We start from the raw sequence: 24418 nt of genomic DNA, 5'->3' as shown, positions 1-24418 counted from the left end.
AAGATGAAAGCTCTTATTTTGTTGAAAGATAAGAGCTTTTTCTTTTTCTCCTTTAAAGTAAAATAAACGAATTTTTCTTCAACAAAAATTAAATTAAGCAATTTTGAGAGCTTTTTTTAACTTTATGAGGTGTTTCCTTCCATAAACATGAAAACTTTAGTAAAATAGATATATAGGACAATTTAACACTATGCAAAGAAATTTGGTGATAAAAATGCATGAAAAAATTGAAATAAGCACGGAGTATATTACATTAGGTCAATTTGTTAAACTAGCTAACATTTTAGAATCAGGTGGAATGGTTAAGTCCTTTCTGCAAGATCAAGGAGTTCTCGTAAATGGAGAACGTGAGCATCGACGCGGAAGGAAAATTTATCCAAATGATGTAGTAGTAATTGAAGGTGCTGGCTCATATATAGCTGTAAAACAAGATTAGTATGTCTCGTTCACTTCAACGAAATTAGTTAAGTCGATTTGATAACGGAAGCTTTCCGTGTAAATGAGGAATTTGCATGCATATTGAAGAACTAAAATTAAAAAATTATCGTAACTATGATCAATTGGAGCTTTCCTTTGATGATAAAGTGAATGTAATTATCGGAGAAAACGCACAAGGAAAGACAAATCTAATGGAAGCTATCTACTTATTAGCTTTTACAAAATCTCATCGAACCCCGAGAGAAAAAGAATTAATTCAATGGGAAAAAGATTTCTCTAAAATAGAAGGTAGGATAAACAAGCGGAATCGAACATTTCCACTTGAAATCGTCATATCAACCAAAGGAAAAAAAGCAAAACTAAACCGAATCGAACAAAAACGATTAAGTGACTATATTGGTTCACTTAATGTTGTTATGTTTGCTCCTGAAGATTTATCTTTAGTAAAAGGGTCCCCGCAAATTCGTAGAAGGTTTATAGATATGGAATTAGGGCAAATTCAACCAACTTATATTTACCATCTTGGACAATACCAGAAAATTTTAAAGCAACGAAATCATTTATTGAAGCAAATGCAATATAGGAAAACAGAAGATCGAACGATGTTACGCGTCATGACAGAGCAAATGGTGGAACATGCTGCAATCATTCTCGAACGACGATTTTCCTTTTTAGAGCTTCTTCGAAAATGGGCTACTCCAATCCATCGTGGGATCAGTCGTGATCTAGAAACGCTAGAAATAAGGTATTCTCCTACTATTGAAGTATTAGAAGATGCAAATAAGGAGAAAATAGAATCTATCTACCTTCATAAATTTCAAGAGATGGAAGAAAAGGAAATGGAACGCGGAACAACTCTACTAGGCCCTCATCGTGACGATCTCATTTTCTATGTAAATGATAAAGATGTTCAAACGTACGGTTCTCAAGGGCAGCAACGAACAACTGCATTATCTATGAAATTAGCCGAAATTGAATTAATCCATAATGAAGTTGGTGAATACCCAATTTTACTTCTTGATGATGTTTTGAGTGAACTCGATGATTATCGACAATCCCATTTATTAAATACAATTCAAGGAAAAGTTCAAACATTTGTATCCACCACGAGTGTAGATGGGATTAACCATGAAACATTAAACAAGGCGGAGCTATTTAGCGTTATGAATGGAGTTGTTGAGAATGTGGAGGGGTAAAGATGTTCATTCATATAGGAAATGATAATGTAATCCGGTCAAGTGATATTATTACAATAATTGATCAAAGTATTGTATCTTCCTCTTCCATAATGGAAGAGCTAATGACAGAAAAAGCAAATGATATTAAAGGCCCGACTGATGACGTTAAATCAGTTGTGATTACAAGTGATATAATATATTTGAGTACATTATCGGTATCAACATTAAAGAAACGAGCAAGTATGATTTCAACGATAAGTAAACTTGATGATTATTCAGAGGATTTAGAGCTTGAATAATTCGCAAAAAGGAATGTAGGTGGAATTGCAATGGAAGAGATAATAAATAATGAACAATCATATAATGCGGACCAAATACAGGTATTAGAAGGATTAGAAGCTGTTCGGAAAAGACCTGGAATGTATATTGGATCGACAAGTGAAAAAGGTCTTCATCATCTGGTATGGGAGATAGTAGATAACAGTATTGATGAAGCTTTAGCAGGTTATTGCGATCATATTCAAGTTATTGTAGAAAAGGATAATAGCATCACCGTAAAAGATAATGGGCGTGGAATACCAGTGGACATTCAGAAAAAGACAGGTAAACCAGCTGTAGAAGTAATTATGACAGTATTGCATGCTGGAGGTAAATTTGGTGGCGGGGGCTATAAAGTTTCCGGTGGTTTGCATGGAGTAGGTGCATCTGTTGTAAATGCCTTATCCACAAACCTAGAAGTTTACGTTCATCGTGATGGAAAGATTCATTTCTTAGAGTTTGAACGCGGTGTTCCACAAAATGAAATTAAAGTAATTGGGGAGACGAATGTTACTGGTACAACAACTCATTTTAAACCAGACCCTGAAATTTTCACAGAAAGCACGACGTATGATCTGGAAGTTCTCGTACAACGTTTACGGGAATTAGCCTTTTTAAATAAAGGGATTAAAATTACAGTAGAAGATAAGCGTACCGAAGAAGAGCCAGCCTCTTTCTATTATGAAGGCGGAATCAGTGAATATGTAGAATATATTAACCGAAATAAAGAAGTTTTACATGAACCATTCTTTGCAGAAGGTGAGGACCAAGGAATCGCTGTTGATGTTGCCATCCAATATAACGATGGTTTTGCTAGCAATATCTATTCCTTCGCAAATAATATTCATACGTATGAAGGTGGTTCCCATGAATCTGGCTTTAAAACTGGATTAACGCGTGTCATCAATGATTACGCTCGTAAAAATAACTTATTTAAAGAAAATGATCCTAACCTGACCGGTGATGATGTACGTGAAGGTATGACAGCGATTATTTCCATAAAACATCCAGATCCGCAATTTGAAGGACAAACCAAGACGAAATTAGGGAACAGTGAAGTACGTCAGATAACGGATGCTGTATTTACCGAAAACTTCTCGAAGTTTCTTTATGAGAATCCTAATGTTGCTAAGATTATTGTAGATAAAGGTCTAATGGCTTCTCGAGCTAGAGCAGCGGCAAAAAAAGCACGTGATTTAACACGTAGAAAAAGTACATTAGAAGTTTCCAATCTACCAGGTAAATTAGCTGATTGTTCATCAAAAGATGCAGGAATTAGTGAACTATATATCGTTGAGGGTGACTCTGCCGGAGGTTCAGCGAAGCAAGGTCGAGATCGTCACTTTCAGGCAATTCTTCCATTGCGCGGTAAAATTCTCAATGTAGAAAAAGCACGATTAGATCGAATACTATCTAATAATGAAGTTAGGTCAATGATCACAGCATTAGGAACAGGGATTGGAGAAGACTTTGATATTTCAAAAGCCCGTTACCATAAAATTGTAATCATGACGGATGCCGATGTGGATGGTGCTCATATTCGTATTCTACTATTAACATTTTTCTATCGTTTTATGCGTCCATTAATTGAACATGGTTATGTATATGTTGCTCAACCACCTCTATATAAAGTGCAACAAGGTAAAGCTGTTCATTATGCTTATAATGATAAAGAGCTTGATCGAATCTTAGAAGAATTGCCAAAAGCACCGAAGCCAGGAATGCAACGTTACAAAGGTCTAGGAGAAATGAATGCTGAACAATTATGGGAAACAACGATGGATCCAGAAAATCGTACATTACTTCAAGTAGAATTGACAGATGCAATCGACGCAGACCACATCTTTGATATGTTGATGGGGGATAAGGTTGAACCACGTCGTAATTTTATTGAAGAAAATGCTCAGTATGTGAAGAATTTAGATATTTAATTTCAAATGATATAGATAAGCAAATGATGACAGCTTAGATAATTTACGTGTTTGTGTCTCAGCTTAAAGCTGAGACTTTCTTAAGGAGGTTTCTTTAATGGCAGATCAAGAACGGCCAAATGTTCAAGAAATTAATATTAGCCAAGAGGTAAGAACCTCGTTTCTCGACTATGCAATGAGTGTTATTGTATCACGAGCATTGCCAGATGTTAGGGACGGGTTAAAGCCAGTACACCGAAGAATATTATATGCAATGAATGACTTAGGTATGCATGCAGATAAAGCATATAAGAAATCTGCGCGTATTGTTGGGGAAGTTATTGGTAAATATCACCCTCATGGAGATTCAGCAGTTTACGAAGCAATGGTTCGAATGGCTCAGGACTTTAGCTATCGCTATATGCTCGTAAATGGTCATGGTAACTTTGGATCTGTTGATGGGGATTCTGCAGCCGCAATGCGTTACACGGAAGCAAAAATGTCTAAAATATCCATGGAGTTATTGCGTGATATTAATAAAGACACGATTGATTATATGGATAACTATGATGGTACGGAAAGAGAACCAATCGTTTTCCCATCTCGATTTCCAAATCTATTAGTAAACGGTACTTCTGGAATCGCAGTAGGTATGGCAACCAATATTCCACCACATAATTTAGGTGAAACCATTGATGCGGTTCTTGCTGTAAGTGAAAATCCAGATATTACCATTGATGAAATTATGGAAAATCATCTTCCAGGCCCTGATTTTCCTACTGCAGGGATTATTCTTGGCAGAAGCGGAATTCGTAAGGCGTATGAAACAGGAAAAGGTTCCATCACTGTCCGAGCAAAAGTAAATATCGAAGAACAGGCAAATGGGAAATCTACCATATTAGTAACAGAACTCCCTTATCAAGTAAACAAAGCCAAGTTAATTGAGAAGATTGCTGAGTTGGTTCGTGATAAGCGAATTGATGGAATTACAGATTTACGTGATGAGTCCGATCGTAATGGAATGCGTATCGTTATGGAACTTCGCCGAGACGTTAATGCCAATGTCTTATTAAATAATCTTTATAAATATACTGCTCTTCAAACGACATTTGGAATGAATACATTGGCACTAGTAGATGGACAGCCAAAAGTATTATCTATTAAACAATGTTTAGAACATTATTTAGAGCATCAAAAAGTAATCATAAAACGTCGAACTGCATTTGAATTACGAAAAGCAGAAGCGCGTGCCCATATTCTAGAAGGGTTACGAATTGCTTTGGATCACTTGGATGAAGTTATTGAGTTAATCCGTAATTCAAAAACAGCTGATATTGCTAGAGATGGATTGATGGAGCGTTTTAATCTATCTGAAAAACAAGCACAGGCTATTTTAGATATGCGTTTACAACGTTTAACTGGCTTAGAGCGAGATAAAATCGAAAATGAATATAAAGAATTAATTGATTTGATTGCTGAGTTAAAAGCAATTTTAGCAAGTGAAGAAAAAGTGTTAGAAATTATTCGAGAAGAATTAACGGAGATCAAAGAAAAATACAATGATCCAAGACGTACTGAAATTACCATTGGTGGTGCTGATTTCTTCGAGGATGAAGATCTAATTCCAGAAGAAAACATCGTTATTACATTAACACACCAAGGTTATATAAAACGATTACCTTCTTCAACGTACCGTACCCAAAAACGTGGCGGTCGTGGTATTCAAGGAATGGGAACGAATGATGATGATTTCGTAGAACATTTAGTTTCTACTTCAACACATGAAACGATCCTATTCTTTACGAATAAAGGAAAAGTTTATAAAGTTAAAGGTTATGAAATACCAGAGTTTAACCGGACTGCAAAGGGGATCCCTATCATCAATGTATTGCAGATCGAAAAAGACGAGTGGGTAAATGCCGTTATTTCTGTAAATGAGTTTAGTGATGATTGGTATTTCTTCTTTACGACGAAACAAGGGATATCTAAACGAACGCAATTATCTCAGTTTGCAAATATTCGAAAAGGTGGATTAATTGCATTAGGCCTACGTGAAGAAGATGAACTTATTTCCGTTCGGTTAACCGATGGTACGAAGGATATTATGATAGCTACGAAATTTGGTTATCTCATTCGCTTCCCGGAAGAACAAGTTCGATCAATGGGAAGAACTGCTTCAGGTGTACGTGGTATTTCTTTACGTGACGATGATGAAGTTGTATCCATGGAAATATTGGATGAGGGATTACAAATCCTACATGTGACAAATAAAGGAATTGGAAAACGTACGCCAGAAGACCAATACCGGATTACCAAACGTGGAGGTAAGGGTATATTTACATGTAAATTAAATGATGATACCGGTCATGTAGTTGCTGTAAAGGCTGTTACTGGTGAGGAAGATATCATGTTAATTACAGCTGCCGGAGTATTAATTCGAATTCCTGTTGAAGGTATTTCACAAACTGGTAGAAATACACAAGGTGTGAGACTAATTCGGATTCAGGAAGAAGAAGAAGTTGCAACTGTTGCTAAAATAGAGAAGGATGAAGAGGAAGTTGAAGAAGGTTCCACGGATCCCGATTCAGATTCCAATTCAGATTCAGAAGAAATAGATACAGAGCCAGAAGCATAAGTTATGTAAGGTGACTTGGTAAAAGAAATAATGGTTTTCTTCCTAAGTCACCTTTCTTATATCAGGGTTTCAAATAAAGGGGGATACATATGCGAGTTCATCCTTCACAATTAATTCCAGGTTGTGTTTTACTAAGGGATGTTAGTGGAAAGGTTAGCCGACCAATTATTCCAAAGAAGACTGTATTAACAGAAGAACATATTACGGTTTTACATAAATTTTTAGTAGAAGCAGTTGAAGTCTCTGAAAAATTACATGATGGGAAAGTGTTTAAACCAAACCCAGAAGAGGTAAGTGAAAATCAATCACAAGAAAATATAGGTAAAGAAGTAGATGTAACTAGTTTATCGTTTAAGGATCACTACTTTTATGTCGTAAAATACTATCAGACCTTATTTAATGCATGGCGTAATAATGTTCCAATTGATATGGTAGAAGTAAGAAATTTAATCTTACCATTAATGGATCGAATGGATAACGTACGTACTAGAATTCATTCATTGCATCATTTCACAAACAAAAGGGATTATTTTTATCACCACAGTGTTTCTGTTTCACTTCTTTCTGGATTTTTAGCAAAAAAAATGGGTTATGATAAGGGAGAATGGATTCAGATAGGCTTAGCTGGTTTATTAGCTGATGCAGGAATGTCAAGAATTCATCCATTTTTGCTAGAAAAGAAAGGTGCTTTTAACCAAGAAGAAAGAATGGAAATGATAAAACATCCAACATACTCTTACAGATTATTGGAGAAGAATCCGTCTGTATCACTTGGAATAAAATTAGCAGTTTTGCAACATCATGAACGGATCGATGGAAGTGGTTATCCTCTTGGGTTATCCAATGGGAAAATTCATGATTATGCAAAAGTTGTAGCTGTTTGTGATATTTATCATGCAATGACTAGTGATCGTTTATATAAAGAAAAGCAATCACCTTTTCGTGTCATTGAGGAGTTGCAAAAAGAACAATATACAAAACTAGATCTATTTGTTGTCCAAGCATTTATTAATTCTATTTCTAATTTTACGATTGGGACAAAAGTACGTTTATCGAATGATAAAAAAGGTGAGGTTGTATTCATGGACCCGAAACATCCCACACGACCAATTGTTCGGATAGAAGAGAACGATGCAGTCATTCCGTTAATGGAGCATAAAGATATTTATATTCAGGAAATCATCTAATAAAACATAATGAGAATTAGATAAGTGTCTATCCAAACAAATCCGATATTGATTCAATTGCAATAAGAATTTGAATCAACATCGGATTTTTATTTTGGATTATTTCATAATCTAGTTGCAGTATTTACATATTATGTGACGTAACATTTTGTTTCGACTTTCCATTACTAATGGATGTAGTTTTAAAATACCGCTACGGCAGAATGCTACGCTTTCCGCGGGCACGGCCTCAGCCAGGGTACTACTTGAATATGCTTCTTTGTTCCCTTGCGCCGAGGAATTTGCTTCTAAGAGTTACTAGTAGACGTAGGCGCATCTGTACGGGGTCTTCGGACACGTGCTGTTCCCGCTGGAGTCTACGCATTCTGCCTCCGCTGATGAAGTTCTTTTATACCAAATATTTAATTAGAGAAAAGTGCTATTAAAAACTGAATGCAATAACTAGCGTAGGAAACACATGAAGACTCCAGCGGGAGGAAAGGCATCGGTGAGACCCCACAGTGAGGGTACTACTTGAATAATTCTTCTTTGCTCCCTTGCGTCGAGGAATAATACTTCGAAGCATTACTTGCAGACGCAGACGCACATGTTTTGCACGAGGAGGCTCACCAGCCGCCCGCGGAAAGCGAAATGTGTTTCCGAAGCGGTGTAATAGCATCAATACATCATTTCAATTTATGTCGCATTATACATCATTTATGAATTAATATCATAAAGTTAGTAACACTCAAGAAGATTCCTATGCTTAACGGCTCTTACAATGGGGGCAAGGGATTTCCATTGCCTCTACTATTTATGATGAAAAGTCATACGATTGGTATAGTTCACTTCCAATAAGGTACGGTATTTTGTTTGAGGTAACCTTCAGAAACTCGTAAATAAATGGATAATCCGCTTCCGACTTTAAATGAAGTAGGTCCCCCCACCATTCTGCTTCATACCTACTCAGCATGCTTAAGTTATATAAGAGTAAATAATGAACCATCACCTCTGTTATCGATATAAAATTTTCACGTTCAGTTGGAAAATAAATAGATTGGTCTTGATGGATGAAAAATGGTCCAACTGTGTCGATAAAAGGTGAAGATAGATTTACTTGTACATGTAGTGACTCCGAATTTACTCCATCTATGTTAGGAAGATAGGGCTTTATGCGCTCAATAAAAGCTCTTTCAGTGAGATGGTATGTATCTAAAAGATTTTTAGAAAAGATTAGTGAGTCGCTATTAACATGGCCAACTTTTACTAATTTCTGTTGTTGCTGAAATTGAAATAGATGGGATAGCTCAGGTATTAAACTTAACAATCCCTTCATTGTAATTTTTTCAAATGGCATTCTTTTAATGGAGTATAAATGCTCAGAAAGATACGGAAATAATCCATTATGCTGTACTTTTACTTCATCTTCAATAAATGTATAGTTTTTCTTTTTTCTTTTTCGAGCAGATACTCCATGAGCTAAGACAGTAGTAGATTCTGGGTAGTTTGGTCGTTTGGTTAAAAGGAGACCTTTTATTAGATGAACCATTCCATAAAAATATAAGATTGGCTGCATCAATGGATCTAACTTTTTGCCTGATTCATAAAATTGAATACCATGATCTAAATAATACATAAATACATTACAGTTTTGATAGCTTTTGGTTTCTGCATCGATGCCATCAATATTTTTATAACATTCAAATAAATACTTCTGTGCGGTTTGTTGGGATTGCAAATACACATATAATGAATCAATTTCCTTGTGTAACATCAAAACTCCCCTTAGAAATTATTACAAAAATTTAGAATCTATTTACTTCTTATTTCCAGGAAAGACATATTGAAAAACAATTGGTGTTCACGTATTCTAAATAACAATAGATATACCTATATAGTTTTTTCATCAAAGTCTAATAATATACCTAAGAAATGAGGAGGATTACAATGCGTGAGGACAAGTTTACCAAAGAAGGATTAACATTTGATGATGTGTTATTATTGCCGGATGAATCAGAGGTTTTACCAAGGGATGTTCAAGTTCGTACGACTTTGAGCCAAAACATTACGTTGAATTCACCTTTAATTAGTGCGGGAATGGATACTGTTACTGAAGCTTCTATGGCAATTGCTATGGCGCGTCATGGTGGTTTAGGAGTTATTCATAAAAACATGTCAATTGAACAGCAAGCTGAAGAAGTGGATCGTGTAAAACGTTCAGAGAGCGGTGTTATTACGAATCCATTCTTTCTAACACCGGAGCATCAAGTTTTTGATGCAGAGCATCTTATGGGGAAATTTCGTATTTCGGGTGTGCCAATTGTAAATTCTATTCATGATCAAAAGCTAGTAGGTATTATTACGAATCGTGATTTACGTTTTATTCAGGATTATTCCATTGCTATTTCAGAAGTTATGACAAGTGAAAACCTTGTAACTGCACCAGTTGGGACTACATTAGACGAAGCGGAAAAATTACTTCAACAGTATAAAATTGAAAAACTACCTCTTGTTGATCAAGATGGTGTATTAAAAGGGCTAATTACCATAAAAGATATTGAAAAAGTGATCGAATTTCCAAATGCAGCAAAGGATGCACATGGTCGATTATTAGTTGGGGCAGCCGTTGGTGTTACAGGCGATGCAATGAAACGAATTGAAAAATTAGTAGAAGTCGGTGTGGATGTTATTGTCATTGATACTGCTCATGGTCATTCCAAAGGGGTATTAGAACAAGTGAAGCGGGTTCGAGCGAAATACCCTGAACTAGATATAATTGCTGGAAATGTAGCGACAGAAGAAGCAACAAAAGCATTAATTGAAGCAGGTGCTACGATTATAAAAGTGGGAATTGGACCAGGATCCATTTGTACAACGCGTGTGGTTGCAGGTGTAGGAGTTCCACAAATTACTGCTGTCAATGATTGTGCAAAAGCAGCTGCAGCTTATGGTGTCCCTGTCATTGCAGATGGAGGAATTAAATACTCAGGTGATATTGTTAAGGCAATTGCAGCGGGTGCTCATGCTGTAATGCTCGGAAGTATTTTTGCAGGTGTATCGGAAAGCCCTGGTGAAACAGAAATCTATCAAGGTCGTCGTTACAAAGTTTATCGTGGAATGGGTTCTGTAGGGGCAATGAAAGCTGGTTCTAAAGATCGTTATTTCCAAGACTCGGAAGAAACAAAGAAACTAGTACCAGAGGGAATTGAAGGTAGAGTTGCTTATAAAGGACCGTTAGCAGATACATTTCATCAATTAATTGGTGGTTTACGTTCAGGAATGGGGTATTGTGGTACTGCCACCATTGATGCATTACGAAATGATGCTCGTTTTGTACGAATTACAAATGCAGGGTTACGAGAAAGTCATCCACATGATGTACAGATTACGAAGGAAGCGCCAAATTACTCCGTGTAATTAGGAGTACTTTCTTAGACAGAGACATAGATAGGGATTTTTCCCTGTCTATTTTTTTATTCTGTTTTGTGATAAAATAACAAAGGTGTATACATAAGTATACTAGTTTAGATATGGATAAGGTGGAGGTAAAGAAAAGTGAAAAATTCCAAATTCTTCTTAACAGTATTAACAGTAATTGCTTTGGGATTAATGGTTTTTACACAACCATTATCGACAAAAGCAGCGGAAATAGATATCGATGCGGAAGCTGCTATATTGGTCGATTTTGAGACAGGAAAGATTCTATACGGTAAAAATATTGATGAAGCCCTTGATCCAGCTAGTATGACTAAGATGATGACAGAGTATCTGATTTTAGAAGCAATAAATTCAGGCGAAATCAGCTGGGAAATGACAACATGGATAAGTGATTATGCCTATGAAATATCAAAATATAACACTTCTTCTGGTGTTGGTTTACAGCAAAGTAAAGATTTTCAGCTTCGTGAGTTATATAAAGCAATGGCTATTAACTCAGATAATGCAGCAACCATTGCATTAGCTGAACTGGAGCAATTAGCTGGTTCAGAAGGTGAATTTGTTAAAATGATGAATCAAAAAGCGGAGGAAATGGGACTTCCAGATGCTCATTTCGTTAATTCTACTGGATTAACCAATGATTACCTAGGTGAAAATTATCCAGAAGGAACAGATCCAGATGGTGTGAACCAAATGTCAGCAAGATCGACTGCGTTATTAGCTTATCGACTACTAAGTGACCAGTCGGAGGTACTTGATTTTTCAAGTGTTCCCGAGACTGAGTTTTATGGACAAACTATTCGAAATTGGAATTGGATGCTACCTCATGAAGGAGCAAATTTAGGACAGTTTTATTACGAGGGTATTGATGGATTGAAAACCGGAAATACCGGTGGTGAAAGAGGATACATGTTCACTGGAACAGCTGAAAGAGAAGGAAAAAGATTGATTTCTGTTGTGATGGGAGCCCAATCTGAAAGCCAACGCTTTGAACAAACAGCAGACTTAATGGATTATGGCTTTGACCATTTCCAAACCGTTGAGCTCTTTGCGGAGGGGTATCAACTAGAAGATGAATCAACACTTCCAGTTGCAAAAGGTAAGGAAGATAGTGTAGATATTTCAATTAGTAATAGCATTTCACTTCCTATTAAAAATGGGGAGGAAGAATTGTATTCTATTAATTATCACATTGATGAGGATAAGTTGAATGAAGATGGGGAATTAGTTGCTCCTATTGAACAAGGTACAAAAATCGGAACGGCAGAGCTTGTTTACACTGGTGGAGAAGATTTTGGATATCTTGAAGAACAAGCTAGCGATACAGTTGATTTAGTTACAAATGAAACAGTTGAAAAATCTAATTGGTTTATGCTTGCTTTAGGGGCGGTCGGTAATTTCTTTAGTGGTATTTTCTCTTCGATTGTCGATACGGTTAAAGGTTGGTTCTAGGAACTTTACAGTAATAGAAACAAAACACATAGGAGGAGTATTATGGCAAATAGAGGTACAGAACGGGTAAAACGAGGAATGGCAGAAATGCAAAAAGGCGGCGTTATTATGGACGTTGTTAATGCGGAACAAGCAAAAGTAGCAGAAGCTGCTGGGGCAGTAGCAGTAATGGCATTAGAGCGCGTTCCTTCTGATATCCGTGCAGCAGGTGGTGTTGCACGTATGGCAGATCCTACAATTACAGAAGAAGTGATGAATGCAGTTTCTATTCCTGTAATGGCGAAAGCGCGTATTGGTCATATTGTAGAAGCGCGAGTATTAGAAGCAATGGGTGTAGATTATATTGATGAAAGTGAAGTACTTACACCCGCTGATGATGTCTATCACTTAAATAAATCAGATTACACCGTACCATTTGTTTGTGGTTGTCGTAATTTAGGAGAAGCGGCTCGTCGTATAGGAGAGGGAGCTTCGATGTTACGGACTAAAGGAGAACCGGGTACTGGTAATATTGTAGAAGCAGTACGTCATATGCGTCAGGTACAGTCGGAAATTCGTAAAGTAACAGGAATGTCTAGAGATGAAGTCATGACATATGCTAAAGAAATTGGAGCTCCATTTGAATTATTACTACAAATTCGTGAAGAAGGCCGCTTACCAGTAGTTAACTTTGCTGCTGGTGGAATTGCAACCCCTTCTGATGCAGCTTTAATGATGGAATTAGGGGCAGACGGCGTATTTGTAGGATCTGGTATCTTTAAATCAGACAATCCAGAGAAATTTGCTAAATCGATTGTAGAAGCAACCACTCATTATACAGATTATAAATTAATTGCTGAGCTATCCAAAGATCTTGGCACAGCAATGAAAGGTCTTGAAATGAGTACTCTAGCAGCAAGTGATCGTATGCAAGACCGTAGTGAGTAGAAAGAGGGATTTGTATGAATACAATTGGTGTCCTAGCTCTACAAGGTGCTGTTCGTGAACATATTCGTTCTATTCAGGATTGTGGGGTATATGCAATTGAGATAAAGCATGTCGAACAGCTGGAAGAGATTGATGGCATTATATTACCTGGTGGCGAAAGTACAACCATGCGTCGATTAATTGATAGTTATGGCTTTCTAACTGCTTTACAAGAGTTTGGCAAACAAGGTAAGCCTGTATTTGGAACTTGCGCTGGGTTAATTTTAATGGCAAATGAAATTGACGGTGAAAATGCCCATTTAGGCTTAATGGATATGAAAGTAGCTAGAAATGCATTTGGTCGTCAGGTTGCCAGCTTTGAAGTTGATTTAGAAATAAACTATGTTGCAGAAGACTTTAACGCAGTATTTATTCGTGCACCATATATTGTAGAAGTGGGAACAGACGTAGAAGAACTAGCGACATATGATGGTCGAATTGTTGCAGCACAACAAGGACATTATCTTTGTACCGCTTTTCATCCAGAATTAACGGATGATAATCGGATTATTGAATATTTTGTTGAAATGGTAAATAAATCGAAACAATCACTTGCATCTTAATCATAATTTGGCTATGATATACCATAATAAATGTATTGAATAACTGAAGCAGGTCGAATAAAAGTATTGATAGGAAATAGTAATGGTAAGCTTTTCTTGCAGAGAGTCGATGGTAGGTGGGAATCGATGGAAGCTTACTATGAATCCATCCTTGAACTGGTTTATGGAACATAGAGTTACTTCTCTAATAGTAAATAAACCCGGTATCGCGCCGTTATAAGCGAAGAGCCGGAAGAGCTTTCTCTTCAAGAAGGGTGGCAACGCGGGAACTATAACTCTCGTCCCTATTTTGGGGCGGGAGTTTTTTGCGTTTTATTGTTCTTAGAATTCACGCTCTAGAGCTCTAGAACCTAGCGTCATAAATAAACTAAAAAATAAGGAGGAATTTGTTATGTTAGATATGAAATTTCTACGTACGAATTTTGAAGAGGTAAAAGAGAAGTTAAAACATCGTGGTGAGGATTTATCTGAGCTAGATCGTTTTGGAGAATTAGATGAAAGAAGACGTGAATTAATTAATGAAACGGAAAGCTTAAAGGCAAAACGTAATGAGGCCTCTAAACAAATATCTGTTTTGAAAAAAGAGAAAAAGGATGCGGAACCAGCTATTAAAGAAATGCGAGAAGTTGGGGAACAGATAAAAACATTGGATGATGAATTAAAAGGAATTGAAGAGGATCTTGAAACAATCATGCTCTCTATTCCAAATATTCCTCATGAGAGTGTTCCTGTAGGAGAAGATGAAGAGGATAATGTTGAAGCACGTAAATGGGGTGAACTTCCAGAATTCAACTACGAAGCCCAAGCACATTGGGATATTGCTACAAACCTAGACATCGTGGATTTTGAGCGAGCTGGTAAAGTAACAGGTAGCCGTTTTGTTTTCTATAAAGGATTAGGAGCTCGTTTAGAACGTGCTTTATGGAACTTTATGATGGATTTACATTCAGATGAGCACGGGTATGAAGAAATGCTTCCCCCTTATATGATCAATCGTACAAGCATGACAGGTACTGGCCAACTTCCAAAATTTGAAGAAGATGCATTTAAACTGGAAGGCTGGGATTATTTTATGGCACCTACAGCTGAAGTTCCAGTAACAAATTACCACCGAGAAGAAATATTATCAATTGATGATTTACCGAAAAAGTATGTTGCTTTCAGTGGCTGCTTTCGTTCAGAAGCAGGTTCTGCAGGTAGAGATACACGAGGATTAATTCGTCAACATCAATTTAATAAAGTAGAGTTAGTTCACTTTGCAAAACCAGAGGATTCTTATGAAACGCTCGAAACACTTACAGGCAATGCGGAGAAAGTACTACAGCTATTAAAATTACCTTATCGTGTGATGAGTATGTGTACGGGTGATTTAGGCTTCACTGCAGCGAAAAAGTATGATATTGAAGTGTGGATTCCTAGTCAAAATACGTACCGTGAGATTTCTTCTTGTTCTAATTTTGAGGACTTCCAGGCTAGACGTGCAGGAATCCGTTTTAGAAGAGATGCAAATGGAAAACCAGAATTTGTCCATACTCTTAATGGATCAGGGCTTGCTATCGGTCGTACTGTAGCTGCTATATTGGAAAACTATCAACAGGAAGATGGTTCAGTTATTATTCCTGATGTTTTACGTCCATATATGGGTGGAAAAGAAGTTATTCAGTAAATAATATGGAACTAGAGCTCATTCCTATAGAGTTCTAGTTCCTCTTTATTATCAGAAATTTATTTCATTTTTTCTATGCGTTGACATGTTATTTAATATGCTGTATATTAATTATTGTTGTTACGGAGGTATACCCAAGTCTGGCTGAAGGGATCGGTCTTGAAAACCGACAGGGGTGTCAAAGCCCGCGGGGGTTCGAATCCCTCTACCTCCTCCATTTATAATAATAGCGCATAAAATTTTGGAGATAGAATAAAGCCGTTACTTTTGTAGCGGCTTTATTTATTATTGTTAAATTTTTGGCTTATGAGGAATTCCGTTAAGAGAAAGAAAAGTAAATACACTTTTGCTCGGGCCCGGTTATTCACTCATATAAATCAGTAATCTTTTTCAACTCCCACGGATTGTTAGAGGAATTTACTAGGAGTATTGCGGGATCAAGAATAGAAATCCTAGGCACATAGAAAAAAGAGTTCCAACTTCAATTGTTGGAACTCTTTTTTTACTTGATTAATTCTCTTGTTTCCCAACGACGTGACTGTTGGATGAAATGGCCTATTTTTTCAAGGATTGGCTCGATTGAACTATCTTCTTTCATTAAATCATAATCAGATATATTAATGCGTAATATCGGACAAGCATTGAAATTATTAATCCAGTTTTCATAGCGAGTGTACATTTCTTCCCAATAGCTAATCGGTGTGCTTTTTTCCATTTCTCTCCCGCGTTCTTGAATACGTTTCAGTACTTCCTCAAAGGATCCTTCTAAATAAATTAACAAATCAGGATGCGGAAAATAAGGTGTCATTACCATTGCATCGAAAAGATTTTTATACGTTTCATAATCCGTTTCAGACATCGTTCCGTTATCAAAATGCATTTTGGCAAAAATTCCTGTATCCTCATAAATCGAACGATCTTGAATAAATCCTCCACCATATTCAAAAATCTTTTTCTGCTCTTTAAATCGTTCAGCTAAGAAATATACTTGCAAATGAAAGCTCCATCGTTCAAAATCAGCATAAAACTTTTCAAGATAGGGATTTGTATCTACCTTTTCGAAAGAAGTTTTAAAGTTTAACGCATCAGCTAATGCATTTGTCATGGTTGACTTCCCTACTCCAACAGTACCGGCAATCGTAATAATACTGTCATTTGGGATTTGATACTTTTCTCTTAAATTCATTACGTTATTCCCCTTTTTTATTTAGAAATAGCTATGTGGTTAGTTAGGCGCTGATGAACGGTGTTGATGATGGACTCTAGGTCATCCTGTCTTTTTACAAAATCCATTTCGTCTCCATTTATTCGTATAACAGGAATATCTGGATGTAATACTTCAAATTCGTTCATATATGCCTCATAATCAGCAGCTAATTGTGCTAGATAGGATGATTTTATATTTTGCTCAATTTCTCGACCTCTCATTTGAATACGCTCCAAAATTGTATCCAAACTAGCATGTAAATAAATCATCATATTTGGTACTGGCATATCTTCTGTTAAGATATGATATATTTGCTCATACTTATCAAACTTATCTGCTTGTAACGTTCGTTTGGCAAAAATCATATTTTTAGATATATGGTAATCAGCAACGACTGCTTTCTTTTTTGTTAGATACTTCTTTTCTATATCTTCTAACTGCTTAAATCGATTGCACAAGAAAAACATTTCTGTTTGGAAGCTCCACTCTTCTATATCATCATAAAACTTTCCTAGAAACGGGTTTTCTTCAACAATTTCTTTTAAAAGGTGAAAATTAAAGTGATTGGAAAGTTTTTTAGCAAGTGATGTTTTTCCAATACCGATTGGTCCTTCTATTGCAATAAAAGGGATTTCTGTCATATCTTCTCCCCCTATCAATATAACTCGACAGATATTTATTAATTTTACCATATAAGAACATTAGGTTCTATACCTTATTCATATCTTCTACGAGCGTTCAATTCTATCCTAGTATTGATCTACTAAAATGGAAAAATTCGTCACACTTTTCTTTAGCAACTTGATTTTGTATAATAGAGAATGTCATTTCCATAGCAACTGCCCCCGTAGCTCAGGGGATAGAGCATCGGTTTCCTAAACCGTGTGCCGCAGGTTCGAATCCTGCCGGGGGCGCCATCCCATCACTTTAAGAAATGCGTATTTATTTTCCATCCTGCTTTTCCAACCAATTATTCTTTAAGGAATTATTCAACAAGAAGGGAGCAATTATATGAACTTAACGAAAAAAATAATTATAGCTTTAATTCTAGGTGTTATTGTCGGATTTGGTTTAAGCTTTGCCCCGGCCAATATATTCTCCGCAATTGATAATTATGTGCTGAGCCCCATTGGTCAATTATTTTTAAATCTAATTATGATGATTGTTGTACCAATTGTGTTTGTGTCTATTGTTTTAGGTACTGCTGGGTTAGGTGAACCAGCCAAACTTGGAAAAATTGGCGTACAAACCATTTCTTTCTATCTTGTTACTACAGCAATTGCTCTAGTAATTGGCCTTGGTGTCGGATACATATTACACCCTGGTGAAGAAGGGGTATTTGAAACAGGTGAAAGAAATTATGAGGAGCAAGTTGCACCACCAATTACAGAAACGTTAATTAATATCATTCCAACAAATCCACTAGATGCAATGTCTAATGGGGATATGTTACAAATTATTGCTTTTTCAATTTTTATTGGATTATCATTAGCTGCATTAGGAGAAAAAACAAGTGGTATCCATCGACTTTTTGAACAAGCCAATGAAATTCTAATGTATTTAGTTAACCTGATTATGCGAACTGCACCATATGGAGCCTTTGCTTTAATCGCATCTGCAATCGGCGGGGCAGGCCTAAATGGACTTGGAGACATGGCAATGTACATGATCGGTGTCATTTTAGCACTTATTTTACACGGATTGATCACATATAGCCTGGCTATTTGGGGATTAGGAAAAGCTAGTCCAATAAACTTTTATAAACAGTTTTTCCCAGCAATGTCTGTTGGGTTTAGTACATCTAGTTCAAGTGCTACATTACCAATTGCAATGAAAGTAGCCCAGGAAAAACTTGGGGTGAAAAAATCAGTTAGTAGTTTTGTCCAGCCATTAGGAGCAACGATTAATATGGATGGTACGGCAATCATGCAGGCTGTTGCTACTGTATTTATTTCTCAAGTATATGGAATACCACTTGGGTTAAATGAATTATTAATGGTAATTTTAACAGCTACCCTAGCAAGTATCGGGACTGCGGGTGTTCCTGGTGTCGGATTAATTATGCTGGCCATGGTATTAAATCAGGTTGGATTACCGGTTGAAGGGATTGCACTAATTATAGGGGTTGATCGTCTTCTTGATATGTTACGTACATCCCTTAACTTAACTGGTGATGCGGCATGTGCTTATATCATCTCAGAAGGTGAGAAAAGAAAAGAAGCAAGAAAAGCATAATAGATTTACGTAAAAGAAACAGTTACGAAAAACGTAGCTGTTTCTTTTACTTTTATTAATTTTTTGCTCGTTTGGTTTTAAACACTTTAAAAATGTCATAGAATGTTCTAAAATATAAATTAGCTAATAATTTTAACATTTCGTAAAATACCAAATGTAATCGGTTCCAAATTTTCAAGATGAGGTGATAGGATGGATATGCAACGTATACCTGCAAGGGAAGGAAATCATAATCTAAAAAACTATGAAAAGATGCGTGAATCTTTTACTTGGGATGAAGTGAAAGAGAAATTTAGTTGGAATACGACTGGAAAAGTAAACATTGCTTATGAGGCCATTGACCGCCATGCAGAAAATGCTGCAACAAAGGATAAAGTCGCTTTGTTATATTCCGCACCAGATCGTGAAGAAAAGGTGACATTTGATCAACTCCGTAAACAAAGCAACCAGTTTGCTAATGTATTAAAAAAATATAATGTTGAAAAAGGGGATCGTGTCTTCTTGTTCATGCCAAGAAGTCCAGAATTTTATGCTAGCTTCTTTGGTATTTTGAAAATAGGTGCAATTGCTGGACCATTATTTGAAGCTTTCATGGAGCAGGCAGTTCGTGATCGCTTGCAGGATAGCGAAGCTAAAATGTTAATTACTACTCCGGAACTATTAGGACGAGTTCCACAAGAAGACCTTCCTAATTTAGAAAAAATTGTTTTAGTTGGTGAACAAAAAGAGAATTCTAATAAGTATATTAATTATCTTTCTGAAATGAAAGAAGCTTCAACAGAATTTGATATGGAATGGGTCGATCTAGAGGATGGAATGTTGCTTCATTATACATCAGGGTCAACAGGTAAGCCAAAAGGTGTTTATCATGTCCACAATGCAATGATTCAACATTACGCGACTGGTGATTGGGTTCTTGATCTAAAAGAAGATGATGTATATTGGTGCACAGCTGATCCAGGTTGGGTAACAGGAACGAGTTATGGAATTTTTGCCCCATGGTTACACGGTGTTACCAATGTGATTCGAGGAGGACGTTTTACTCCGGAAGATTGGTATCAAACATTAGAAAGAGAAAAGGTGACCGTTTGGTATACTGCTCCTACAGCGCTAAGAATGCTAGTAAGTGCTGGAGAAGAGCTGGTGAAAAAGTATGATCTATCCTCTCTTCGTCACATTATGAGTGTTGGGGAACCATTGAATCCAGAAGTTATTACATGGGGATTAAAGGCATTTGATTTACGAATTCATGATACATGGTGGATGACAGAAACTGGGGCACAGCTAATTGTCAATATCCCTTCTGAGGAAATACGACCAGGCTCGATGGGAAAACCAATTCCAGGAATTGAGGCATCCATCGTTGATAATGAAGGAAATGAAATTCCACCAAACCAAATGGGGAATCTTGCCATTAAAGCAGGATGGCCATCTATGATGCGTGCCGTTTGGAATAACCCAAGTAAATATGAAAGTTATTTTGTAAATGGCTGGTATGTCTCAGGAGATAGTGCATATCGAGATGAAGATGGATACTTCTGGTTCCAAGGTCGTCTAGATGATGTGATCAATACATCTGGGGAGCGTGTTGGACCATTTGAAGTAGAAAGTAAATTAATCGAGCATGAAGCTGTTGCAGAAGCGGGTGTCATTGGAAAACCCCACCCAGAGCGTGGTGAAATTATAAAGGCATTTATCACACTAAATGATGGATATACAGAATCTCCTGAATTACTTGAGGAAATACGTCAATTTGTAAAAACGGGGTTAAGTGCACATGCTGCTCCACGGGAGTTGGAAGTGAAAGACTCTATTCCAAAGACACGAAGTGGTAAAATCATGCGTCGCTTGTTAAAATCATGGGAATTGGGATTGCCAACTGGTGATACATCTACATTGGAAGAATAAAGTTAAAAACCGTTGATCCAATAAGATCAACGGTTTTTATATGCAATGTAATGTGAGTGCAGTGATGAAATGAAGGATAATTTTGGCTTATGAGCGAAACTTATATTTTTTGAGCCAAATCGTGTCGGTTATGAGCCAAATTTTTAATATATGAGCAAAAAAATTGATGGTTATGATCACATAATCAAATTTATGAGCAAATCCTATCCTTCACAATTGCAGTCGTTTAACTACCAGGCTTTGTAACCGTGAAGTTATCACGCAACAGTAACCAGTTTTGTGGAAAGGCTAATCCGAGCTTCCAATAACTGATTCCTCTTAAACCTAATTCTTTAATCATGTCAAACTTTGCTTGAATGGAGCGTGCGTCTTCAAACCATACTTCATGCTCCGAACCTTCTGCATCCGTATACGTGAAAAATGGTGCTTGTGCCGTTTGGTCATATTCAATTGGTACATTATTTTCCCGCGCTAAAGCAATTGCTTGTTGTGGACTAATAGCACGTGCGTATTCTCCACCGGGTTCGTATGGTAATGTCCAATCGTATCCATATAAATTCTGTCCTAATAAAATTTTATCAGCAGGCATTTCTGTAAGTGCATAGTCAACGACTCTTCTAACTTGATCTATTGGAGAAACGGCCATTGCCGGACCGCCACTATACCCCCATTCATAGGTCATTAACACAACAAAATCAACGATATCACCATGTGCACCATAGTCATGCGCTTCATACCATTCCCCTTCTTGCTCAGCACTTACTTTTGGCGCTAATGCGGTTGACATTAATAGACCCTCTTGAGAAAGGCGTTCTTTTGCTTTTCTTAAAAAGGTATTATATGCCTCTCGATCCTCTGGTGGTAAGAATTCAAAATCAAAATGGACATCTGTAAAACCTACTTGGTGAGCTGTGTTAACGATGTTATCTAATAGGGTGTTTTGTACGGACTGAACAGTTAGGATAATATGTCCAAGCTCTGCACTAAATTCCCCTTCTTCCAGATTTGTCACAACTAACATAAGTGATGCATTATTGGAGCTAGCTATTTCGGCGAAGTTATTTAGTGGTGGGGCTTTAAGGGTTCCATCACGATTAATTTCGTAACTAAAAGGTGCAAGGTATGAGAGAAACGGTGCTGCTTTTCGTGCTGAATTTTCCAATGTTTGTGGGACAGAGTCTCCAGTTGGTTCCACATAAGCATTCGAGATAATTTCTTGTTTTGGTCGTGGTGGAATATATAGCCGTAATCCAACAGATAATGCTCCTTCAACAGGGATGTTATTGATCTGCGCTAACTCTTGATATGAAATACCAAATCGTTGACCAATTGCATATAAGCTATCACCAGGTTGGACATAATAAAACTCCCCAACAATCGGAATCACCAAGGATTGACCCACAACTAAATTTCCTGGTGCATCTAGCTCATTGGCATCTGTTATTGCATCTGTAGAGGTTCCATATAAATTGGCAATCGAAAACAACGATTCACCACTACTTACCACGTGAATTTGCAATGAATTCCCTCCTTTAAGTGTGTTCAAATGTAAAAAATGAACAATCTTGTTGCATTCTACATCCTACTTACACGTATATGAAGGGAATTTAACTTTTATGTCATTAAATTCGATCAATCTTTGCCTTCATTACCGAATGCATTAAGTAGAGGGCATAGTCATTCCCCTCTTTTTCTTCGGAGGCCATACAGTTTTTGGGAATATGCATTGAAAATTTATACATGTAGGCATCTTTAGCAGAGAATAATACGCAAATATCTCCTGCTATACCAGCAATGATTAAATGAGTCTTCTCTAAGTCATTTAATAATGACTTTAATGGTGTTTGAAAAAAAGCAGAGTGTTGTGGTTTGATAAAAAAATAATCTCTTTCAGCCGGTTTTAATTCATCAATTATTTTTTTACTCTTATCATTCCAACAGTGATTTATGATTTTAGATGGATTTGCATTCCATAATCCATAATGATCATTAACATAGATAATAGGAAGATGATTCTCAGAAGCAAACTTTTTAAGGCGAATTAAATTGGGAAGTATTTGTTCGGTATGTTTTACTAATTTATCTCCCCCATCAAACTGAAAATCATTAATAATATCAATAAATAACAAAGCAGTATTTTTTAGTGAATAATCCATGTTATACTCCTTTATAGTAAAGATCAGATCCTATTATTATTGGCAATTGGAAAGTATTTTAAAAGTATTTTAGTAATGGTGATTCTTCTTTTCTACATAAATGTAGTAATGATATTAGAAATTCGTTGTGTTCGATCACTACGGCATAACTGAATAAAAGCATACTGTGGAGTGTAACAAAATACATTGACACGTTTGATTGTGCGAAGAAGCACTAGAAAACGGTGGGTAGTGGAAAGTGATTCCAAAGCTTGAAAAAAGTGTCAATAACAGAGTTCAACACGTATTTCCTAGTAGACCTTCATAATAATACGACCTTAGGAAATAACAGTTAGTAAATAAAAGATATTGGGATGATAATATGGATGAAAATTACATGCAATTAGCGATAAAAGAAGCGGAAAAAGCTCGTGAAGTTGATGAAGTTCCAATCGGTGCTGTCATTGTGTTTAACGATGAAGTGATCGCAACCGGATTTAATAAAAGAGAACGTTCACAAGAAACACTGTCACATGCTGAATTATTGGCAATTCAAGAAGCGAATAGAAAAATTGGAAGTTGGCGATTAGAAGATTGCACATTATACGTCACATTGGAACCTTGTCCGATGTGTGCTGGAGCAATTGTTCAATCTCGGATTAAGAGAGTTGTTTACGGAGCATCCGACCCTAAGGCAGGATGTGCAGGAACTTTAATGAATCTCTTAAATGATTCTCGGTTTAATCATCAGGTTGAACTAACGAGCGGTGTCATGGAATCTGAGTGTAGTCAACTACTTAAGGATTTTTTCCGAACCTTACGAAAACAAAAGAATTAGTTTACTTTTAGCTACTAACATAGATATCCGTTGTTACCAAATACTCTCAGCTTAATTCCATTGCATTTTTATTTAAAGATGTTATAATAATTATTACGTGCTAAGCGGGGAGGTAGCGGTGCCCTGTACTCGCAATCCGCTATAGCGAGGCTGAATTCCCACTCGAGGTGGACGACCTTATGGTCTGCCTTAAGGAATTGGTGTTGACGCTTAGGTCCTGCGCAACAGAAACCCATGAACCCTGTCAGGTCCGGAAGGAAGCAGCAGTAAGTGGTCATTTCTGTGTGCCGCGGGGTTACCTAGGCTGAGCCATGAACTTAAGTAACGCATGGGGTCGTTGCATCGAAGGTGGGTGCACGTCTTAC

The 24418-nt window shown here is 36.8% G+C and carries 19 protein-coding genes, 2 tRNA genes, 1 other RNA gene and 1 other annotated feature; of the genes, 17 read left to right on the top strand and 5 right to left on the bottom strand.

The window, feature by feature from the left end:
• Positions 1–214: 214 nt before the first annotated feature.
• From yaaA to BMX40_RS17805, 6 genes are all read left to right on the top strand, one after another.
• Positions 215–436 (top strand): S4 domain-containing protein YaaA, encoded by a 222-nt coding sequence (yaaA, locus tag BMX40_RS17830; RefSeq protein WP_090872492.1) that lies wholly within the window; start codon positions 215–217, stop codon positions 434–436.
• A 76-nt stretch (positions 437–512) separates the two neighbouring features.
• On the top strand, positions 513–1634 hold the full coding sequence (gene recF / locus BMX40_RS17825) for a DNA replication/repair protein RecF (protein ID WP_090872490.1): 1122 nt from the start codon (positions 513–515) through the stop codon (positions 1632–1634).
• A 2-nt stretch (positions 1635–1636) separates the two neighbouring features.
• On the top strand, positions 1637–1915 hold the full coding sequence (gene remB / locus BMX40_RS17820) for an extracellular matrix regulator RemB (RefSeq protein WP_090872488.1): 279 nt from the start codon (positions 1637–1639) through the stop codon (positions 1913–1915).
• A 30-nt stretch (positions 1916–1945) separates the two neighbouring features.
• Complete coding sequence (gene gyrB / locus BMX40_RS17815) at positions 1946–3865, top strand: DNA topoisomerase (ATP-hydrolyzing) subunit B (protein WP_170840842.1); 1920 nt, start codon at positions 1946–1948, stop codon at positions 3863–3865.
• Between the two features lie 97 nt (positions 3866–3962).
• Positions 3963–6479: a DNA gyrase subunit A gene (gyrA, locus tag BMX40_RS17810; RefSeq protein ID WP_090872484.1), complete on the top strand. Its 2517-nt coding sequence runs from the start codon at positions 3963–3965 to the stop codon at positions 6477–6479.
• Positions 6480–6568: 89 nt separating this feature from the next.
• Positions 6569–7666 carry an HD-GYP domain-containing protein gene (locus BMX40_RS17805; protein WP_090872482.1) on the top strand — a complete coding sequence of 366 codons (1098 nt, stop codon included), beginning with the start codon at positions 6569–6571 and terminating at the stop codon, positions 7664–7666.
• A 793-nt stretch (positions 7667–8459) separates the two neighbouring features.
• On the opposite strand, the gene BMX40_RS17800 is transcribed toward BMX40_RS17805, so the two are convergent.
• Entirely contained in the window at positions 8460–9419 is a 960-nt protein-coding gene (locus tag BMX40_RS17800; RefSeq protein ID WP_090872480.1) for a YaaC family protein, read from the bottom strand.
• Positions 9420–9592: 173 nt separating this feature from the next.
• On the opposite strand from BMX40_RS17800, the gene guaB reads away from it, so the two are divergent.
• The 6 genes from guaB to BMX40_RS17770 all read left to right on the top strand — a co-directional run bounded on the left by guaB (position 9593) and on the right by BMX40_RS17770 (position 15947).
• Positions 9593–11062 carry an IMP dehydrogenase gene (gene guaB / locus BMX40_RS17795; protein WP_090872478.1) on the top strand — a complete coding sequence of 490 codons (1470 nt, stop codon included), beginning with the start codon at positions 9593–9595 and terminating at the stop codon, positions 11060–11062.
• Between the two features lie 138 nt (positions 11063–11200).
• Positions 11201–12535, top strand: a complete 1335-nt coding sequence (locus BMX40_RS17790) for a D-alanyl-D-alanine carboxypeptidase family protein (RefSeq protein WP_425287869.1) — start codon at positions 11201–11203, stop codon at positions 12533–12535.
• Positions 12536–12577: 42 nt separating this feature from the next.
• Positions 12578–13462, top strand: coding sequence for a pyridoxal 5'-phosphate synthase lyase subunit PdxS (gene pdxS / locus BMX40_RS17785; protein ID WP_170840841.1), 885 nt, complete (start codon positions 12578–12580; stop codon positions 13460–13462).
• Positions 13463–13476: 14 nt separating this feature from the next.
• Positions 13477–14064: a pyridoxal 5'-phosphate synthase glutaminase subunit PdxT gene (pdxT, locus tag BMX40_RS17780; protein WP_090872474.1), complete on the top strand. Its 588-nt coding sequence runs from the start codon at positions 13477–13479 to the stop codon at positions 14062–14064.
• Between the two features lie 57 nt (positions 14065–14121).
• Positions 14122–14353 (top strand) — a binding site (T-box leader).
• A 102-nt stretch (positions 14354–14455) separates the two neighbouring features.
• Entirely contained in the window at positions 14456–15730 is a 1275-nt protein-coding gene (serS, locus tag BMX40_RS17775; RefSeq protein WP_090872472.1) for a serine--tRNA ligase, read from the top strand.
• 124 nt (positions 15731–15854) lie between these two features.
• A tRNA-Ser gene (locus tag BMX40_RS17770) sits at positions 15855–15947 on the top strand.
• Positions 15948–16232: 285 nt separating this feature from the next.
• On the opposite strand, the gene BMX40_RS17765 is transcribed toward BMX40_RS17770, so the two are convergent.
• Together BMX40_RS17765 and BMX40_RS17760 are read right to left on the bottom strand one after the other, a co-directional pair.
• A complete protein-coding gene (locus tag BMX40_RS17765; protein ID WP_090872470.1) occupies positions 16233–16916 on the bottom strand; it encodes a deoxynucleoside kinase in 684 nt (227 codons plus the stop codon).
• A gap of 17 nt (positions 16917–16933) precedes the next feature.
• Positions 16934–17578 carry a deoxynucleoside kinase gene (locus BMX40_RS17760; protein ID WP_090872468.1) on the bottom strand — a complete coding sequence of 215 codons (645 nt, stop codon included), beginning with the start codon at positions 17576–17578 and terminating at the stop codon, positions 16934–16936.
• A gap of 200 nt (positions 17579–17778) precedes the next feature.
• On the opposite strand from BMX40_RS17760, the gene BMX40_RS17755 reads away from it, so the two are divergent.
• The 3 genes from BMX40_RS17755 (at position 17779) to acsA (ending at position 21080) form a co-directional block, all read left to right on the top strand.
• Positions 17779–17854: transfer RNA gene (locus tag BMX40_RS17755), tRNA-Arg, on the top strand.
• 94 nt (positions 17855–17948) lie between these two features.
• A complete protein-coding gene (locus BMX40_RS17750; RefSeq protein WP_090872467.1) occupies positions 17949–19172 on the top strand; it encodes a dicarboxylate/amino acid:cation symporter in 1224 nt (407 codons plus the stop codon).
• 192 nt (positions 19173–19364) lie between these two features.
• Positions 19365–21080 carry an acetate--CoA ligase gene (gene acsA, locus BMX40_RS17745; RefSeq protein WP_090872465.1) on the top strand — a complete coding sequence of 572 codons (1716 nt, stop codon included), beginning with the start codon at positions 19365–19367 and terminating at the stop codon, positions 21078–21080.
• Between the two features lie 226 nt (positions 21081–21306).
• Here the strand turns inward: acsA and BMX40_RS17740 are convergent, their stop codons facing one another.
• Both BMX40_RS17740 and BMX40_RS17735 read right to left on the bottom strand, forming a co-directional pair.
• Positions 21307–22599: a glycoside hydrolase family 18 protein gene (locus BMX40_RS17740; protein WP_090872463.1), complete on the bottom strand. Its 1293-nt coding sequence runs from the start codon at positions 22597–22599 to the stop codon at positions 21307–21309.
• 103 nt (positions 22600–22702) lie between these two features.
• Complete coding sequence (locus BMX40_RS17735; protein WP_090872461.1) at positions 22703–23236, bottom strand: cysteine hydrolase family protein; 534 nt, start codon at positions 23234–23236, stop codon at positions 22703–22705.
• A 361-nt stretch (positions 23237–23597) separates the two neighbouring features.
• On the opposite strand from BMX40_RS17735, the gene tadA reads away from it, so the two are divergent.
• Positions 23598–24053, top strand: coding sequence for a tRNA adenosine(34) deaminase TadA (tadA, locus tag BMX40_RS17730; protein WP_280139691.1), 456 nt, complete (start codon positions 23598–23600; stop codon positions 24051–24053).
• A 95-nt stretch (positions 24054–24148) separates the two neighbouring features.
• An RNA gene (gene ffs, locus BMX40_RS17725) (signal recognition particle sRNA large type) lies at positions 24149–24413 on the top strand.
• Positions 24414–24418: the final 5 nt, after the last annotated feature.

Source organism: Oceanobacillus limi (assembly GCF_900111445.1).
Lineage (GTDB): Bacteria > Bacillota > Bacilli > Bacillales > Amphibacillaceae > Ornithinibacillus > Ornithinibacillus limi.
This window is presented reverse-complemented; position numbering and strand designations above follow the sequence as displayed.

Excerpts from the sequence above, each read along its gene's own strand:
- pdxT (WP_090872474.1), top strand. The coding sequence starts at position 13,477 with ATGAATACAATTGGTGTCCTAGCTCTACAAGGTGCTGTTCGTGAACAT.
- BMX40_RS17805 (WP_090872482.1), top strand. The coding sequence starts at position 6,569 with ATGCGAGTTCATCCTTCACAATTAATTCCAGGTTGTGTTTTACTAAGG.
- serS (WP_090872472.1), top strand. The coding sequence starts at position 14,456 with ATGTTAGATATGAAATTTCTACGTACGAATTTTGAAGAGGTAAAAGAG.
- recF (WP_090872490.1), top strand. The coding sequence starts at position 513 with ATGCATATTGAAGAACTAAAATTAAAAAATTATCGTAACTATGATCAA.
- gyrA (WP_090872484.1), top strand. The coding sequence starts at position 3,963 with ATGGCAGATCAAGAACGGCCAAATGTTCAAGAAATTAATATTAGCCAA.
- BMX40_RS17800 (WP_090872480.1), bottom strand. The coding sequence starts at position 9,419 with ATGTTACACAAGGAAATTGATTCATTATATGTGTATTTGCAATCCCAA.
- BMX40_RS17735 (WP_090872461.1), bottom strand. The coding sequence starts at position 23,236 with ATGGATTATTCACTAAAAAATACTGCTTTGTTATTTATTGATATTATT.
- BMX40_RS17750 (WP_090872467.1), top strand. The coding sequence starts at position 17,949 with ATGAACTTAACGAAAAAAATAATTATAGCTTTAATTCTAGGTGTTATT.
- gyrB (WP_170840842.1), top strand. The coding sequence starts at position 1,946 with ATGGAAGAGATAATAAATAATGAACAATCATATAATGCGGACCAAATA.
- yaaA (WP_090872492.1), top strand. The coding sequence starts at position 215 with ATGCATGAAAAAATTGAAATAAGCACGGAGTATATTACATTAGGTCAA.
- guaB (WP_090872478.1), top strand. The coding sequence starts at position 9,593 with ATGCGTGAGGACAAGTTTACCAAAGAAGGATTAACATTTGATGATGTG.
- pdxS (WP_170840841.1), top strand. The coding sequence starts at position 12,578 with ATGGCAAATAGAGGTACAGAACGGGTAAAACGAGGAATGGCAGAAATG.
- BMX40_RS17765 (WP_090872470.1), bottom strand. The coding sequence starts at position 16,916 with ATGAATTTAAGAGAAAAGTATCAAATCCCAAATGACAGTATTATTACG.
- remB (WP_090872488.1), top strand. The coding sequence starts at position 1,637 with ATGTTCATTCATATAGGAAATGATAATGTAATCCGGTCAAGTGATATT.
- tadA (WP_280139691.1), top strand. The coding sequence starts at position 23,598 with ATGGATGAAAATTACATGCAATTAGCGATAAAAGAAGCGGAAAAAGCT.
- acsA (WP_090872465.1), top strand. The coding sequence starts at position 19,365 with ATGGATATGCAACGTATACCTGCAAGGGAAGGAAATCATAATCTAAAA.
- BMX40_RS17760 (WP_090872468.1), bottom strand. The coding sequence starts at position 17,578 with ATGACAGAAATCCCTTTTATTGCAATAGAAGGACCAATCGGTATTGGA.